The sequence below is a fragment of the Kitasatospora sp. NPDC059160 genome (assembly GCF_042755465.1).
In the GTDB taxonomy this organism is placed as follows: domain Bacteria; phylum Actinomycetota; class Actinomycetes; order Streptomycetales; family Streptomycetaceae; genus Kitasatospora.
Genome location: NZ_JBHZCN010000001.1, coordinates 137,702 through 152,182, shown reverse-complemented (window position 1 = coordinate 152,182; position 14,481 = coordinate 137,702). Strand labels below are relative to the sequence as shown.

Here is a 14,481-nt window from a genome sequence, read left to right as displayed (position 1 = left end):
CCCCCGCAAGGAGTCGCGTGTGATCAGGTTCCGCACCCCCGCTGCGCGGCGGGCGCGAACGGGCTCGTCCCGGTCCGCCGCACTGCTCGCCACCGGCGTCCTCGTCGCCACCCTCGGCCTGGCCGGCGCCCCCGCCGCGTTCGCCGACAGCGCCCCGGCCCCCGCCCCGGCGCCCACCCGCCCGGCCGCGATCGTCGCCCTCGGCGACAGCGCCATCTCCGGGGAGGGCGCCGGCACCGACACCAACGACGGCTACTTCCCGGAGACCGACACCTCCACCAACTACTGCCACCGGCACCCCAAGTCGGAGATCTTCACCACCGACATCCCCGGGGTCACCCCGATCGACCTGGCCTGCTCCGGCGCCCAGACCGGCGACCTGGTCAGCGACCCCGAACTGGCCAAGATCACCGGCGGTGGCAGCGGCGACTTCGGCGAGCCCAAACAGGACGTCAAACTCGCCGACACGGCGGCCAAGTACGACGTCAAGATGGTCGTCGTCACCATCGGCGCCAACGACGACTTCGACTTCAGCGGCATCATGATGCACTGCCTCGCGCAGTACTTCCCGATCCCCAAGGACCAGGGCTGCCGGGACACCATCGGCAGCGACGAGATCCGCCGGCGGGCCAAGGCGGTCCAGCCCAAGGTGGTCGCCGCGCTGCAGAACATCCGGCAGACCATGCGCCGGGCTGGCTACGCCGACTCCTCGTACCAGCTGGTCTACCAGTCGTACTTCAACCCGATCACCCCGGACATCCGGCGCAACGACTACCTCGGCAAGATCGCCGACGGCTGCCCGGCCTTCCCCGAGGACCTCGCCTGGGGCCACAACCTGGTGGTCCCCACGCTCAGCGACGCGCTCCGCGGCGCGGCCGAGCAGGTGCCCGGCGTCCGGTACTTGGACCAGCGGCGGGTCGCCTTCGGGCACGAGGTCTGCGCGGAGTGGACGAGTTCGCCGTACGAGTACAGCAACGGGGACGTCATCAACCTCTCCGAGTGGGCCCGCAACGGCTGCGACTCGCAGATCGGCATCCCCGGGCTGTGCATGAACATGGTCCGCCAGTCGTACCACCTGCGGGTGGCCGGCTACCGCGGCGAGGGCGTCTGCCTCGGCCAGTTCTTCGCCAAGCCGGACCAGACGGAGGCGTACTGCACCCTCAACCAGCAGAACACCACCTCGATCCAGCCGCTCACCCCCGGCAAGCCCTTCGGTGACACCCCCGAGGACGGCTCCTGGTACCAGCTCACCAACGCGGCCACCGGCAACGCCCTCGACCTCACCGGCGGCGGCAGCTACGGCGACTCCACCAACGGCCGGGCCGCCATCAGCTACCCGGCGACCGGCGGACTGAACCAGTCCTTCGTCCTGGAGGCGAAGGCCGGCGGCAGCTACGAGCTGGACTTCAGCGGCAACCGCGGCATGTGCCTGGACGCCAACGCGGCCTCCACCGCGCCCGGCACCCGGATCCAGCAGTGGGGCTGCAACGGCGGCGCCAACCAGCACTGGGTGTTCACACCGGCCGGCAACGGCAACTACCGGATCGCCGACTCGGCGGACCCGACCAAGGTCCTGGCGGCCGGCACCACCCTCGACGCCAAGGGCAACCCCTACGTCGAACTCGCCACCGACACCGGCGCCCCCACCCAGCTCTGGCAGCTCACCAAGCTCGGCATCGTCTACCTCCACAGCTGACCCCAGCCGACCTCAGCCCGCCGCCGCCCCCACCCGGGCGGCGGCGGCCGCACCCAGCGGGTAGGCCGTCTCCACCGGCAACAGCGCGGCATCCCGCTCCCGCCGCACCTGGTCCGCCAGCGCCGTGACGTCCGTGATGCCCCGGATCCACTCGTCCGCGTAGCGCCGCACCGCCTCGCCGCGCAGCCCGACCTGGATCGTCCGCCACTCCAGCGCCCGCAGGTCCGGCCCGCGCTCCGGATCCCACTGCACCCGCACCGGGCTCTGCCGCAGCTCCCGCTTCCAGGCCGCCTGCGAGGCGTGCACCCGCCCGGTGTAGCCGCTCAGCACGGCCCGCTCCAGCGCCCAGTCGAAGCCCTCGCGGCTGATCTCCAGGGCCAGCACCCGCTCCTGGCCGGGGCTCCGGCCCCAGTCGCTGCGGTGCATCATCCAGAGGAACGAGGGCTTGATCCAGGTCATCCGGTCCCGCTGGAACGCCTCCGGGAACCGCCCCTCGGCCGCCGCCGGTTCGGCGATCGCCGGCGGGAAGGCCTGGTAGACGGTGAGGGTGTCAGCGGTGTGGAGCGCCCGGATCCGGTGCTTCGGCGGCTGGAGCGGCATGCGGGCATCGTCGGGGGCGGCGGCGGCCGGGCGCCACGGGTTTTCCGGGGCGGGCGGGGGCGGGGTGGGGTGCGGGGGTGTGCCGTAGGCTCTCCGGAACGTCGTTGCGCCGGAGCCGCGCGCACCATGAGCGGGGCGGGGAGTACCCAGAGCAGATGAGCACGGCATCGAGCACCGAGTCGTCCAGCACCGAACCGTCCAGCGCCGCTCCGGTGGCCGGGCCGGGGGAGCCGGTCGAGGAGCGGGCGGACCGTACGCCCGGCCGGTTCATGGCGCTGGTGGACCGCTTCGCGCCCGCGCTGGGCGCGTACGCGGTGGTCAAGGCGATCGGCCTGACCGTGTTCCTGATGCTGCTGGAGCACACCGGCGACTACTTGAAGAAGCAGCCCGGCCGGGGCGGCGGCGCCCACTCCTGGGACGTGCTGGGCACCTGGGACGGCGTCTGGTACCAGCGGATCGCCGAGAACGGCTACGACCCGCAGCTGATCGAGCTGCACGGGTTCCCGCTGGCCACCTACTACGAGAACTCCTCCGCCTTCTTCCCGCTCTACCCGTGGCTGATGCGGCTGGTCGGCGCGGTCACCGGCCTCGGCCCGTACGGCTCCGGGATAGCGGTCTCGGTGCTCGCCTCGCTGGTCGCCGCGGCCGGGATCTTCGCGATCGCGGAGCGGCTCGCGGGGTTCCGGGCCGGTGTGGTCGCCGCGGTGGTCTGGGGCCTGTTCCCGGGCTCGGGCGTGGAGTGGGCGGTCTACTCGGACTCGCTGTTCGTCGCGCTGTCCACCTGGGCCTGCTACTGCGTGATGACCCGCCGCTGGCTCGCGGCCGGGCTGCTGGCCCTGGTCGCGGGCCTGAACCGGCCGACGGCGGCCGCGCTGATCGCGGCGGTGTCGATCGCCGCGCTGGTCGCCCTGGTGCGCCGCACCGACGGGGTGGCCCGCCCGCTGACCGCGATGCTGATCACCCCGTGGGGCCTGTTCGGCTACGTCGCCTGGGTGGGCTGGCGGATGGGCGACTGGGGCGGCTACTTCAAGCTCCAGCGCGGCGCCTGGAACCGCTACTTCGACTTCGGCGCCTCCACCGTGCGCACGGTGATGGACGTGATCACCGGCCACTGGGACTTCTGGCAGTCCAATCCGGTGCCGGACCTGATCGCGATCGCCCTGCTGATCGCCCTGCCCGGCCTGCTGGTGCTGCTGGCGCGGGCCCGTCCGCCGCTGGTGCTGTGGGTCTTCACCGCGCTGACCGTCTTCACGGCGCTGAGCAGCAACCAGATCTTCGGCAACATCTCCCGCTACCTGCTGCCGGCCTTCCCGCTGTGCATCGGCCTGGCGGTGGCGCTGCGCAAGGTGCGGACCTCCTCGCTGGTCGGGCTGTTCGCGATGCCGGTGATCGCGGCGGGCTGGTACGCGGGCTATGCGCTGTTCGAGTTGGGTATCCCGTAACCCCGATGTTGGTTGGCTACGGGATCATCCGGCAGCAGACGGGCCGTTGCTAATCTCGGACGTATGACGACGACCCCGCCCGTGCGCCAGATCCGCGACATCTCCGGCCTGCTGGACCACGCGAGCCACGTGCTGGCGACTCGGATGGCGGCCGCCTTCACCGAGCTCGGGATCACCCCGCGCGCGTACGGCGTGCTGTTCCACGCGCAGGAGACCGAGCGCACCCAGATCCAGCTGGCCGAGCTGGCGGACCTCGACAAGACCACCATGGTGGTCACCGTCGACGAGCTGGAGAAGGCGGGCCTGGCCGAGCGCCGCCCGTCCGCCACCGACCGCCGGGCGCGGATCATCTCGGTCACCGAGGCGGGCGAACGCGCCGTCGAGCAGGGCACCGCGATCGCCGACCGGGTCCACCGGGAGGTGCTGGAGGCGCTGCCGCGGCCCGAGCAGGAGGTCTTCGTCTCGGCCCTGTCCCGGCTGGTGGACGGGCACCTGGCGGAGCCGGTCGAGAGCGAACGCACCGTCCGACGGGCCCGCCGCTCCCGCGGCTGACCCGCCCGGGGAGCCGATCCCGGGTCAGGGGGAATCGACGGACCGTCAACCACCCTTGCCCCGAGCGGCGTTCAGCGGGCCGGGCGCGGTGCGCTCAGGGCCAGACCAGGCAGTACAGCTGGTGCCCGGCGTCGTGCAGCCGGTTGGCGAAGTCCTGCCACTCGTGCAGCATGCTGTAGATCACGAAGGCGTCGCGCGGTCCGCGGCGGTCCGGGACGGTGGACCAGATGAAGGCGGCCGCGCCGAGTTCGGTCTCGTCCGCCTTGCGCAGCGGCTCGACCACGTTGTGCGGGAGTTGGACGACCGCGTAGTCGGGGTGCAGCACGACGAGTTCCAGCGGCGGCACCTGGTGCAGCGGGACGCCCTGGATGCCGGTGAGGACCATGGCGCTCATGGTCTCCGGCTTGATCTTGGTGGAGAGGTGGCCGGTGGGGGAGCCGCTGGTCTCCATCAGGTCGCCGAGCCGCCCCAGCGCGCCGAGTTCGCCGGCGTCCAGGCCCAGCCCGCCCGGGCCGAGGGCGGTGGGGACTCTGGCGGCGGTGGCGCGGTCCGGTGCGCCGAAGTACTTGTACGTCACCCCCACGTGTCCCTCACCCCGCCTCTCGCCGCCGCGACGACCACGACCCGTACCCGCTCCCGTACCCCCGCGTGCGGTCTCGGCGGGCCTGCGGGGGCCACCCGCTGCCTCGTCGAACCCGTCCTGCGCCTCGGACACTCGGACCATCCTCACCGGAACTCGCCGGAATCGACAGACCCCCGCACGTCCGGCGTCCCGCCGGCCGTGCTCCTTACCGTCATTCGCCGCCGTGCCTACTCGCGGGCCGTACCCACCAGCGGCACACAGCAGTCCTCTCCACACCCCTGTACACAACCGGAGCGCTCGCGCACTCTGTGCACACAGTCTGACTGGTCCGTGTGACGGAACAACCAGCGGCCCCGCCCGTACACCACCGCCACGGGCGACCGTCAGGGACAACCGTACAGACAACGGTGCCCGGATCATCGTTCCAGATGATCGGGCCGGACATGCAGAGCCCAAGGACACGATTTGAGACCATGTCTCCCGTGAGCTACCCCTACGAAGCCCCCCAGTCCCAGTCGCTGTTCGATCGCGCCTCCGTGGTCACGCCCGGCGGCGTCAACTCCCCGGTGCGCGCCTTCCGCGCGGTCGGCGGCACACCGCGCTTCATGGTGTCCGGCACCGGCCCCTACCTCACCGACGCCGACGGCCGCGAGTACGTCGACCTGGTGTGCTCGTGGGGTCCGATGATCCTCGGCCACGCGAACCCGGCCGTGATCGAGGCCGTCCAGCGGGCGGTCTCCCGCGGCACCTCCTTCGGCACGCCCGGTCAGGGCGAGGTCGAGCTGGCCGAGGAGATCGTCTCCCGGGTGGCCCCGGTCGAGCAGGTCCGCCTGGTCTCCTCCGGCACCGAGGCCACCATGTCCGCGATCCGGCTCGCCCGCGGCTTCACCGGCCGGGCGAAGGTGGTCAAGTTCGCCGGCTGCTACCACGGTCACGTGGACGCGCTGCTGGCCGCCGCCGGTTCCGGCGTGGCCACCTTCGGCCTGCCGGACACCCCGGGCGTCACCGGCGCCCAGGCCGGCGACACCATCGTGCTGCCGTACAACGACCTGGCCGCCGTCGAGCAGGCCTTCGCCGCCCACCCGGGCGAGATCGCCTGCGTGATCACCGAGGCCTCGCCCGGCAACATGGGCGTCGTCCCGCCGCTGCCCGGCTTCAACGCCGGCCTGGCCCGGCTCTGCCGGGACAACGGCGCGCTGTTCGTCTCCGACGAGGTGATGACCGGCTTCCGCGTCTCCAAGGCCGGCTGGTACGGCCTGGAGGCGGCGCACGAGGGCTGGGCGCCGGACCTGCTGACCTTCGGCAAGGTCATGGGCGGCGGCTTCCCGGCCGCGGCCTTCGGCGGCCGGGCCGACGTGATGGCCCACCTGGCCCCGGCCGGCCCGGTCTACCAGGCGGGCACCCTGTCCGGGAACCCGGTCGCCACCGCGGCCGGCCTGGCCCAGCTGCGCGGCTGCACCGACGAGGTGTACGCGACGGTGGACGAGGTCTCCGCCGAGATCTCCGGCCTGGTCTCCGAGGCGCTCACCAAGGAGGGCGTGGCGCACCGGCTGCAGACCGCCGGGAACATGTTCTCGGTGTTCTTCACCGAGGCGCAGGTCACGAACTACGACCAGGCGAAGACCCAGGAGGCGTTCCGCTACACCGCCTTCTTCCACGCGATGCTGGCCGAGGGCGTCTACCTGCCGCCGTCCGCCTTCGAGTCCTGGTTCGTCTCGGCGACCCACGACGCCCGGGCGATCGAGCGGATCGCCGCCGCGCTGCCGGCCGCGGCCCGCGCCGCTGCCGCCGCCACGGCCTGAGCCCCCTCCCGACCACAGGAGCAGTTGAGAAGTGAGCGCCAAAGAGATCACCGTCGTCCACGTGATGCGCCACGGTGAGGTGCACAACCCGGAGGGCGTGCTGTACGGCCGCCTGCCGGGCTACCACCTGTCCGAGCTGGGCCGCCAGATGGCCGACCGGGTCGCCGAGGACCTCGCCGGGCGGGACATCGCCCACGTGGTGGCCTCCCCGCTGGAGCGGGCCCAGGAGACCGCCGAGCCGATCGCCAAGGCGCACGGCCTGGAGGTCGCGGTGGACCCGCGGCTGATCGAGGCGGAGAACGTCTTCGAGGGCAAGACCTTCGGCGTCGGCGACGGCTCGCTGCGCAACCCGGGCTACTGGAAGTACCTGACCAACCCGTTCAAGCCCTCCTGGGGCGAGCCGTACCTCGACCAGGTGGTGCGGATGATGGGCGCGCTCGGCGCCGCCCGGGACGCGGCCCGCGGGCACGAGGCGGTCTGCGTCAGCCACCAGCTGCCGGTCTGGATCCTCCGCTCCTTCGTGGAGCGCCGCCGGCTCTGGCACGACCCGCGCAACCGGCAGTGCTCGCTGGCCTCGCTGACCAGCTTCACCTTCGAAGGCGACAGCATCGTCTCGGTCGGGTACCGCGAGCCGGCCCGTGACCTGCTGCCGGCGCACCTGGTCGGCAAGGGCCGCAAGGGCGACAAGCCGGTGGGCAGGAGCTTCGGCGCCTGAGGCCCGTAAGCGGTGCGTAAGTATGACTTCGGGTCACCTGACGAAAGTCGGGTGGCCCGAAGTCTTCGCAGGTCAGAGGGTGTGCGACGCGCAAGGTAGGACCCCGGCGAACCCGCCCGGAACTCCATGCGAAACTTTTCACATGTCTGCCATGACGCGCCCCCGTCCCCGTGTCGCCGCAGCCGCCGCCACAGTCGCCGCCGCTGCGCTCGTCCTCACCGGCTGTTCCTCCTCGGGCTCGTCGAGCAGCAGCGAGGGGCAGGTCGGGTTCGTGACCGTCAAGGGGACCAACCTGTCCAAGGCGGACACCGGCAAGCGCGGGGACGCGCCGGACATCTCCGGGGAGACCCTGGAGGGCAACCAGGTCAAGCTCTCCGACTACCGCGGCAAGGTCGTGGTGCTGAACGTCTGGGGCTCCTGGTGCGGTCCGTGCCGGGCCGAGGCGAAGAACCTCCAGGCCGTCGCGGACGAGTACAAGGACAAGGGCGTCCAGTTCCTGGGCATCAACACCCGGGACACCGACAAGACCAACGCCGTCCGCTTCGAGCAGGAGCAGGGCGTCTCCTTCCCGAGCATCTTCGACCCGGCCGGCACCCAGCTGCTCAAGTTCCCCAAGGGCAGCCTCAACCCGCAGTCCATCCCGACCACCCTGGTCGTCGACCGCGACGGCAAGCTGGCCGCCCGCGCCGTCGGCGGGACGACCCAGGAGGCGCTGGAGTCGATCGTCCAGCCGGTGGTCGCGGAGCAGCAGCAGTGAGTGGGCCGCTGAACGCCGCCGCCCTCCCGCTGGCCGACACCTTCACCACGGTCCAGAGCGGGGCGCTGCTCGCCGCCGCGCCGGTCGCGCTCGCGGCCGGGCTGGTCTCGTTCTTCTCGCCCTGCGTGCTGCCGCTGGTGCCCGGCTACCTGTCGTACGTGACGGGCTTCTCCGCCGCCGACCTCGCGGACGCCCGCGGCGCCAAGCGCGGCCGGATGCTGCTCGGGGCGACCCTGTTCATCCTCGGCTTCACGGTGGTCTTCGTCTCCGGCGGGGCGCTGTTCGGCCAGTTCGGCAACACCCTGCAGGAGCACAAGCGGGCCATCGCGATCGTGCTCGGCTCGCTGACCGTGGTGATGGGCCTGGCCTTCATGGGCCTGGTGCCCGGCCTGAGCATGCGCGAGGTGCGCTCGCACCGCCGCCCGGCCGTCGGCCTGCTCGGCGCGCCGCTGCTGGGCATGGTGTTCGGCGTCGGCTGGACGCCCTGCATCGGCCCGACCCTGGCGGCCGTCCAGACGCTGTCGCTGAACCAGGCGGACGCGGCGCGCGGGGCCCTGCTGATGACCTTCTACTGCCTGGGCCTCGGCGTACCGTTCATCGTGGCCGCGCTGGCCTTCCGCCGGGCGCTGGGCGCCTTCGGGTGGGTCAAGCGGCACTACCCGCTCGTGATGCGGATCGGTGGCGGCATGCTCGTCGCGGTCGGTCTGCTGCTCGTCACCGGGATCTGGGATTCCTGGATGAGCGAACTGCAGTCCTGGACCGCCGACTCCCAGATCGGAATCTGACCGTGAGCAAGACCACGACCGATACCGAGCTGCCCCCGGCGCCGGACGACGACGCCGCCGCCGAACGGCTCAGCACCGCGCCGGTCGAGTCCGAGGGACCGACCGGCATAGGGGTGCTCGGCTGGGCGCGCTGGATGTGGCGCCAACTGACCTCGATGCGGGTCGCCCTGATCCTGCTGTTCCTGCTGTCGCTGGCCGCCATCCCGGGCTCGCTGATCCCGCAGAACGGCCAGAACCAGTTCAAGGTGCAGACCTGGAAGGCGCAGCACACCGCGGTCGCGCCGATCTACGAGAAGCTCCAGCTGTTCGACGTCTACAGCTCGGTCTGGTTCTCCGCGATCTACATCCTGCTGTTCGTCTCGCTGGCCGGCTGCATCATCCCGCGCACCTGGCAGTTCGTCGGCGTGCTGCGCTCCCAGCCCCCGGCCGCCCCGCGCAACCTGACCAGGATGCCGGTGTACGCGGTCTGGCGCACCGGGGCGGAGCCGGAGCGGGTGAACGCGGCCGCCCACCGGCTGCTGCGCAAGCGCGGCTTCCGGGCGAACCTGTCCGGCGGCTCGGTGGCCGCCGAGAAGGGCTACCTGCGCGAGGTCGGCAACCTGCTGTTCCACCTGTCGCTGTTCGCGCTGCTCGGCGGCTTCGCCTGGGCCAGCCTGGCCTCCGGCACCGGCGGCAAGCTGATGGTCGAGGGCCAGGGCTACTCCAACACCATCACCCAGCTCGACGACTTCACCGGCACCCGGTTCTACAACAACCAGGACCTCGACCCCTTCTACCTCAAGCTCGAGAACTTCACCTCGAAGTTCCAGAACACCGGTGACCAGATGGGCGCCGCCCGCCAGTTCACCGCGAACGTGGAGTACTACGAGGGCAGCGACGAGTCGAAGGTGAAGAAGGGCACGATCGAGGTCAACCACCCGCTGGAGATCGGCGGCAGCAAGGTCTTCCTGATCGGCCACGGCTACGCCCCGGTGATCACCGTGAAGAACGGCAAGGGCGACGTGGTTTACCACGACGTCGTGCCGTTCCTGCCGCAGGACGCCAACCTGACCTCGACCGGCGTGGTGAAGGCCTCCGACTACGGCGTCGGCCCGGACGGCACCAAGACCCAGCTGGGCTTCTCCGGCTTCTTCCTGCCGACCGCCCCGCTGAGCTTCGCCGGCACCGGCCCGGTCTCGCTGTTCCCCGGCGACGCCGCCCCCGAGCTGGTGCTGAACGCCTTCGCCGGCGACCTCGGCACCGACTCCGGCCTGCCGCAGAACATCTACCAGCTGAACACCTCCAAGCTCACCCAGCTGCAGCAGGACGGCCAGCCGGCCAAGGCCCTGCTCAAGCCCGGCCAGGGCTGGACCCTGCCGGACGGCTACGGCACCGTCACCTTCGAGGGCTACAAGCAGTGGGCGAGCTTCAACGTCTCGCACCGCCCCGGCAACGAGATCGCGCTGACCGGCGCGGTGCTGGCGATCCTCGGCCTGATCGGCTCGCTGTTCATCCAGCGCCGCCGGATCTGGGTGCGGGCGGTGGCCCTGCCGGGCGGCGGCACCCAGGTGGAGCTGGCCGGCCTGGCCCGCAGCGAGTCGGCGAAGATCGCCGAGGAGCTGGCCGAACTCGCGGTGGACCTCCAGGACGACGCCCCGGCGTCGGAGGAGGACCAGGAAGCCGACGAAGCGCCGGAAGACCCCGCAGCAGAAGACCCCACAGCCCCTGCCGACCAGAACTCCAAGGAGTAGACGGTGCACCTCGCCTCGGGAGTCGACCCACAGCTGGCCGACCTCTCCAACAAGCTGATCTATTCGGCGATGGCGGTCTACACGATCGCCATGTTCGCCCACATGTTCGAGTGGACGTTCGGTAGCAAGGGCGCGGTCGCCGTCCGCTCCAAGGAGCAGTCCGGCAACCTGGCCGAGACCGTCGCCGCGGCGGAGCCCAAGGCCGCCAAGAAGGTCACCGTCACCGTGGCCGGGGCGAAGGGCGGCACCACCACGCTGACCCGCACCGTCCTGGCGGGCGAGGGTGCGACGGTGGTCACCGGCGGGCGCGGCGAGGACGAGGTGGACGGCCCGGGCGCGGCCGGCACCAGCGAGAAGGCCGACCTGGCCGGCCGGATCGCGGTCTCGCTGACCGTCCTCGGGCTGCTGCTGCACGGCGGCGGCATCGTCGCCCGCGGCCTCTCGGTGTCCCGCTGGCCGTGGGGCAACATGTACGAGTTCTCCTGCGCCTTCGCCTTCGCGATGACGGCCGCCTACCTGGTGCTGCTGGCCGCCCGGAAGAACGTGCGCTGGCTCGGCCTGCCGGTCACCGTCGCGGCGCTGCTGACCCTCGGCATCGCCACCCAGGTGCTGTACACCGACTCCGAGCAGCTCGTCCCGGCGCTGCACTCGTACTGGCTGGCGATCCACGTCTCCACCGCGATCCTGTGCGGCGGCGCCTTCTACGCGGCGTTCATCGCCACGCTGCTCTACCTGGGCAAGGACTCGTTCGACAAGCGGATGGCGGCCGGCCTGACCACCGGCCCGCTGGGCACCTCGCCCTCGATCTGGCGCCGGCTGCCCGCCGCGTCCACCTTCGACAAGCTGTCGTACCGGATCAACGCCCTGGTCTTCCCGCTGTGGACGTTCACCATCATCGCGGGCGCGATCTGGGCCGAGGCCGCCTGGGGCAAGTACTGGGAGTGGGACCCGAAGGAGACCTGGTCGTTCATCACCTGGGTCGCCTACGCCTGCTACCTGCACGCCCGCGCGACGGCCGGCTGGAAGGGCCGCAAGGCCGCCTACCTGGCGCTGGCCGCCTTCGCCTGCTGGCTCTTCAACTACTACGGCGTGAACATCTTCGTCACCGGCAAGCACTCGTACGCGGGGATCTGACCGGAGGCACGCACCCACCGGCCCGGCTTTCCGCACGAGATCGCCGGGCCGAGGTGCAAGAGGGGTACGACGTGCCGGCCGTCCGTGCCGGTACGGGGAGGAACGAGGAGGAGATCGCGCAATGGAGTGCGACGAGGTCATGCTGACCGTCCGAATCACCGCCGCCGAGCGCATGTTGCTCCGACGGCTCGCCCAGGGACACCGGAGCGACGTGTCCGAAGTGGTGGCCGACGCTCTGCTGGACATCATCCCCACGCTCAGCGCGCCGGGGGACGCCTACCGGCTGCTGGGCGCCCTCGCGACGCCCGCGCCGTGCGCGCTGACCGTCTGGCTGCCGACCGCACTGGCCGACCTGCTGGTGCCCGGCGCGGCCCGGATCGCCCAGATCACCGAGGTCCGGATCGAGTCGGCCAGCGCGGCCCTGGGCGCGGCGCTGCGGCTCTGGCTGGCCCAGGACCCGGTCCGGCTGGCGGCCAACCTCAGCGTGATGCACGCCGGGCGGCGGCCGTCCGCGCTGGTGGCCGCCTGACCCCCGGCCCGCCTGACCTCGCACCGGACCCCGACGCGCCGGGCCTCAACTCGCCAGCGGCAGCAGGCCGGTCGCGGTGGGGCGGCCCTCGAAGGCGTCCCGCCGGACCGGCACCCGCGGACCGTCGACCGGCTCGGTGAGCAGCCGGCACTCGGCCGCCGTCCGCCCGTCCTGGAGCAGTCGCACCAGGACGGGGGTGCGGCGGCCGTCCGGTGTCCGCTCGCGGACGGCCCGGACGAAGCACGGCCGGTCCAGCTCGATGTAGTGGTCGAAGGCGGTCACCAGCTCGACCGGCACCACCGGCTCGGGGTGGTGCAGCCGCTGGGCGGCCTGCCGGGCGGCCTCCAGCACCAGCATCCCGGGCACGTGGTCGAGCCCGTGGTCGAACAGCACCGGGTGCCCGGCGTCGGCGCGCAGCAGCCAGGTGTCCGGCCGAAGGGTCGGGCTGAGCACCACGTCCGCGGCCTGCGCCCGCCCGACCAGCTCGGGCGCGGCGGGCTCCGGCGGGCGCGGCGGGGTGGCGGCGCCGCGGCCGGGGCCGCGCAGCCGCCGGTACGAGGCGGGGGTGACCACCCGCAGCTGGCCGTCGCCGTGGCCGATCCGCCGGCCGTCCCGGGTGACCTCGGCGTGCACCCGCAGCGAGGCCAGCCGGCCGTGCCGCATCCGGACGTCCTGGCAGCCGACGGTGAGCATCAGCGAGGCCGGGTCGGCGGTGACCGCGAGACCGGGCAGGCCGGCCTCGCCGAGCGCGTAGCCGAGCTCCTCCATGACGAAGTGGTGGTCGCGCGGCACCCCGAAGCCGGCGTGGCCGATCAGCAGCCCGGCCTGCCGGACGGTCTCGGCCATCAGCACCGGGTCGTGGTAGCGGTCCCCGGGCAGCCGGTAGAAGCCGTGCAGCCGGGGCCACTGGGCGCCGAGCAGGAAGTCGTACGGGCCGGTGGCCTGCCAGCCGGTGAGGAACACCTCGGAGACCGAGGCGCGGTGCACCAGGTGCCGGGAGACGGTCCGGTCGTGGAAGTCGTAGCCGGTGCCGGAGTGGGTGCCGTAGCCGGTGCCGGGGTGGGCGTACGGGCCGTGGGCGTCCGGCTCTACGATCAATGGCATGACTGGCCCCAGCTCCAGGGTGTCGGTCGAGCGCCCGCCACGGACGCCCCACAGCAAAACATACATACCACCCGGTTTGTCTTCTGCGGCCGGGGGTGGCCCGTCGCAAGACCCGGACCGACCACGCTACCTGGCCTCTGGTCTGCGGGAATGCCTGAACTGGGGACGGCAGACCTTGGGCGGGGGGTGGTCCCCGCTGGACGGCGGGGTCGACACAGGCGCTAGATTAGATACCAACCATGCGGTTTCGGCCAGTGCCCTCCGCATGCGAGGCGTCGCCTCCGACCGAGGGCGCGCCGACAGCGGCCGGGTGGGGCGGGGAACGCGTCCGGCGGAGTCCGGGGGGATCAGTGGTCAAGCAGGAACGCGCGGGGCGGACCAGGCGGGCCGTGCTGCTCGCCGCCGCGGACACCTTCGCGGGGGCCGGGTTCGAGGCCGCCAGCCTGGTCGACATCAGTCGCCGGGCCGGGGTGAGCAAGGGCGCCCTCTACTTCCACTTCGTCTCCAAGCAGGCCCTCGCCGACGGTGTGCGGGCCGCCGCCGGACGGGAGATCGGCGCGGCCGCGCTGCGCGCCCTGCGCACCGAGGACCGGGCCGTCCAGGCACTGATCGACTTCTCGCACGAGCTGGCCCGGTTGCTGCGCGAGGACGTGGTGGTCCGGGCCGGCGTCCGGCTCGGCCGCCAGGGCCTGCGGCTGGCCGACGGCTGCGCCGGACCGGGCACCGCCTGGCGCAGCCTCGCCGCCGTCGTCCAGCGGCTGCTGGAGCGCGCCGAACGGGCCGGGGAGCTGCGCCCCGGGGCGGACCGGCGGGCCTGCGCCGAACTGCTCACCGCGGTGGTGGCCGGCCAGGTGCTGCTGGCCGCCGAGGAGCCCGGCCGACCGGCCCCGGAGGCCGTCCGGCAGCTCTGGGCGGCCGCCCTGCCGGCCCTGGTGGGGCCGGACGACTGCCCGGGCTACCGGGTCTGACCGGGGCCGGTCGGGTCCGACCGGGGCGCGCTGGGCCGCCGGCCCCGGGCGGCGCCCAGTCGTGCGGTGCGGCGCTCAGCGGCG

14 protein-coding genes are annotated in these 14,481 nt (G+C 72.4%); 11 read left to right on the top strand and 3 right to left on the bottom strand.

The features are described from left to right. Nucleotides 1-19: 19 nt before the first annotated feature. A complete protein-coding gene (locus ACFXOZ_RS00690; protein WP_375881788.1) occupies nucleotides 20-1,696 on the top strand; it encodes an RICIN domain-containing protein in 1,677 nt (558 codons plus the stop codon). Nucleotides 1,697-1,708: 12 nt separating this feature from the next. On the opposite strand, the gene ACFXOZ_RS00685 is transcribed toward ACFXOZ_RS00690, so the two are convergent. Next, on the bottom strand, nucleotides 1,709-2,296 hold the full coding sequence (locus ACFXOZ_RS00685; protein WP_380586219.1) for a DUF4291 domain-containing protein: 588 nt from the start codon (nucleotides 2,294-2,296) through the stop codon (nucleotides 1,709-1,711). A gap of 155 nt (nucleotides 2,297-2,451) precedes the next feature. Between ACFXOZ_RS00685 and ACFXOZ_RS00680 the strand changes: the two genes are divergently transcribed. Beyond that, complete coding sequence (locus ACFXOZ_RS00680) at nucleotides 2,452-3,738, top strand: hypothetical protein (RefSeq protein WP_380586216.1); 1,287 nt, start codon at nucleotides 2,452-2,454, stop codon at nucleotides 3,736-3,738. 63 nt (nucleotides 3,739-3,801) lie between these two features. Further along, nucleotides 3,802-4,290, top strand: coding sequence for a MarR family winged helix-turn-helix transcriptional regulator (locus ACFXOZ_RS00675; RefSeq protein WP_375881795.1), 489 nt, complete (start codon nucleotides 3,802-3,804; stop codon nucleotides 4,288-4,290). 94 nt (nucleotides 4,291-4,384) lie between these two features. On the opposite strand, the gene ACFXOZ_RS00670 is transcribed toward ACFXOZ_RS00675, so the two are convergent. Beyond that, the gene (locus ACFXOZ_RS00670) at nucleotides 4,385-4,867 is read right to left on the bottom strand and encodes a hypothetical protein (protein ID WP_350507657.1); all 483 of its coding nucleotides are present in this window, start codon (nucleotides 4,865-4,867) and stop codon (nucleotides 4,385-4,387) included. Nucleotides 4,868-5,346: 479 nt separating this feature from the next. Between ACFXOZ_RS00670 and hemL the strand changes: the two genes are divergently transcribed. The 7 genes from hemL (at nucleotide 5,347) to ACFXOZ_RS00635 (ending at nucleotide 12,325) form a co-directional block, all read left to right on the top strand. Next, nucleotides 5,347-6,675 (top strand): glutamate-1-semialdehyde 2,1-aminomutase, encoded by a 1,329-nt coding sequence (gene hemL / locus ACFXOZ_RS00665; protein WP_380522882.1) that lies wholly within the window; start codon nucleotides 5,347-5,349, stop codon nucleotides 6,673-6,675. A gap of 64 nt (nucleotides 6,676-6,739) precedes the next feature. Continuing rightward, a complete protein-coding gene (locus ACFXOZ_RS00660; RefSeq protein WP_380586274.1) occupies nucleotides 6,740-7,390 on the top strand; it encodes a histidine phosphatase family protein in 651 nt (216 codons plus the stop codon). A 151-nt stretch (nucleotides 7,391-7,541) separates the two neighbouring features. Next, nucleotides 7,542-8,147 carry a TlpA family protein disulfide reductase gene (locus ACFXOZ_RS00655; RefSeq protein ID WP_380586214.1) on the top strand — a complete coding sequence of 202 codons (606 nt, stop codon included), beginning with the start codon at nucleotides 7,542-7,544 and terminating at the stop codon, nucleotides 8,145-8,147. Continuing rightward, complete coding sequence (locus ACFXOZ_RS00650; RefSeq protein ID WP_375881810.1) at nucleotides 8,144-8,932, top strand: cytochrome c biogenesis CcdA family protein; 789 nt, start codon at nucleotides 8,144-8,146, stop codon at nucleotides 8,930-8,932. The genes ACFXOZ_RS00655 and ACFXOZ_RS00650 overlap by 4 nt, the downstream gene beginning before the upstream one ends. 2 nt (nucleotides 8,933-8,934) lie before the next feature. Further along, on the top strand, nucleotides 8,935-10,662 hold the full coding sequence (locus ACFXOZ_RS00645; protein WP_380586211.1) for a cytochrome c biogenesis protein ResB: 1,728 nt from the start codon (nucleotides 8,935-8,937) through the stop codon (nucleotides 10,660-10,662). Nucleotides 10,663-10,665: 3 nt separating this feature from the next. Continuing rightward, on the top strand, nucleotides 10,666-11,796 hold the full coding sequence (gene ccsB, locus ACFXOZ_RS00640; protein WP_380586208.1) for a c-type cytochrome biogenesis protein CcsB: 1,131 nt from the start codon (nucleotides 10,666-10,668) through the stop codon (nucleotides 11,794-11,796). Between the two features lie 121 nt (nucleotides 11,797-11,917). Then, nucleotides 11,918-12,325 (top strand): hypothetical protein, encoded by a 408-nt coding sequence (locus ACFXOZ_RS00635; RefSeq protein ID WP_375881817.1) that lies wholly within the window; start codon nucleotides 11,918-11,920, stop codon nucleotides 12,323-12,325. Between the two features lie 45 nt (nucleotides 12,326-12,370). Here ACFXOZ_RS00635 and ACFXOZ_RS00630 read toward each other — a convergent pair whose 3' ends face one another. Continuing rightward, nucleotides 12,371-13,429 (bottom strand): ScbA/BarX family gamma-butyrolactone biosynthesis protein, encoded by a 1,059-nt coding sequence (locus ACFXOZ_RS00630; protein ID WP_380586205.1) that lies wholly within the window; start codon nucleotides 13,427-13,429, stop codon nucleotides 12,371-12,373. 350 nt (nucleotides 13,430-13,779) lie between these two features. Between ACFXOZ_RS00630 and ACFXOZ_RS00625 the strand changes: the two genes are divergently transcribed. Then, on the top strand, nucleotides 13,780-14,397 hold the full coding sequence (locus ACFXOZ_RS00625; protein WP_380586202.1) for a ScbR family autoregulator-binding transcription factor: 618 nt from the start codon (nucleotides 13,780-13,782) through the stop codon (nucleotides 14,395-14,397). The last annotated feature ends 84 nt before the right edge of the window (nucleotides 14,398-14,481 follow it).

Bases quoted from the DNA above. Each gene is read 5' to 3' on its own strand.
- ACFXOZ_RS00685 (WP_380586219.1), bottom strand. From the start codon at position 2,296: ATGCCGCTCCAGCCGCCGAAGCACCGGATCCGGGCGCTCCACACCGCT.
- ACFXOZ_RS00680 (WP_380586216.1), top strand. From the start codon at position 2,452: ATGAGCACGGCATCGAGCACCGAGTCGTCCAGCACCGAACCGTCCAGC.
- ACFXOZ_RS00675 (WP_375881795.1), top strand. From the start codon at position 3,802: ATGACGACGACCCCGCCCGTGCGCCAGATCCGCGACATCTCCGGCCTG.
- hemL (WP_380522882.1), top strand. From the start codon at position 5,347: ATGTCTCCCGTGAGCTACCCCTACGAAGCCCCCCAGTCCCAGTCGCTG.
- ACFXOZ_RS00660 (WP_380586274.1), top strand. From the start codon at position 6,740: ATGCGCCACGGTGAGGTGCACAACCCGGAGGGCGTGCTGTACGGCCGC.
- ACFXOZ_RS00655 (WP_380586214.1), top strand. From the start codon at position 7,542: ATGACGCGCCCCCGTCCCCGTGTCGCCGCAGCCGCCGCCACAGTCGCC.
- ACFXOZ_RS00635 (WP_375881817.1), top strand. From the start codon at position 11,918: ATGGAGTGCGACGAGGTCATGCTGACCGTCCGAATCACCGCCGCCGAG.
- ACFXOZ_RS00630 (WP_380586205.1), bottom strand. From the start codon at position 13,429: ATGCCATTGATCGTAGAGCCGGACGCCCACGGCCCGTACGCCCACCCC.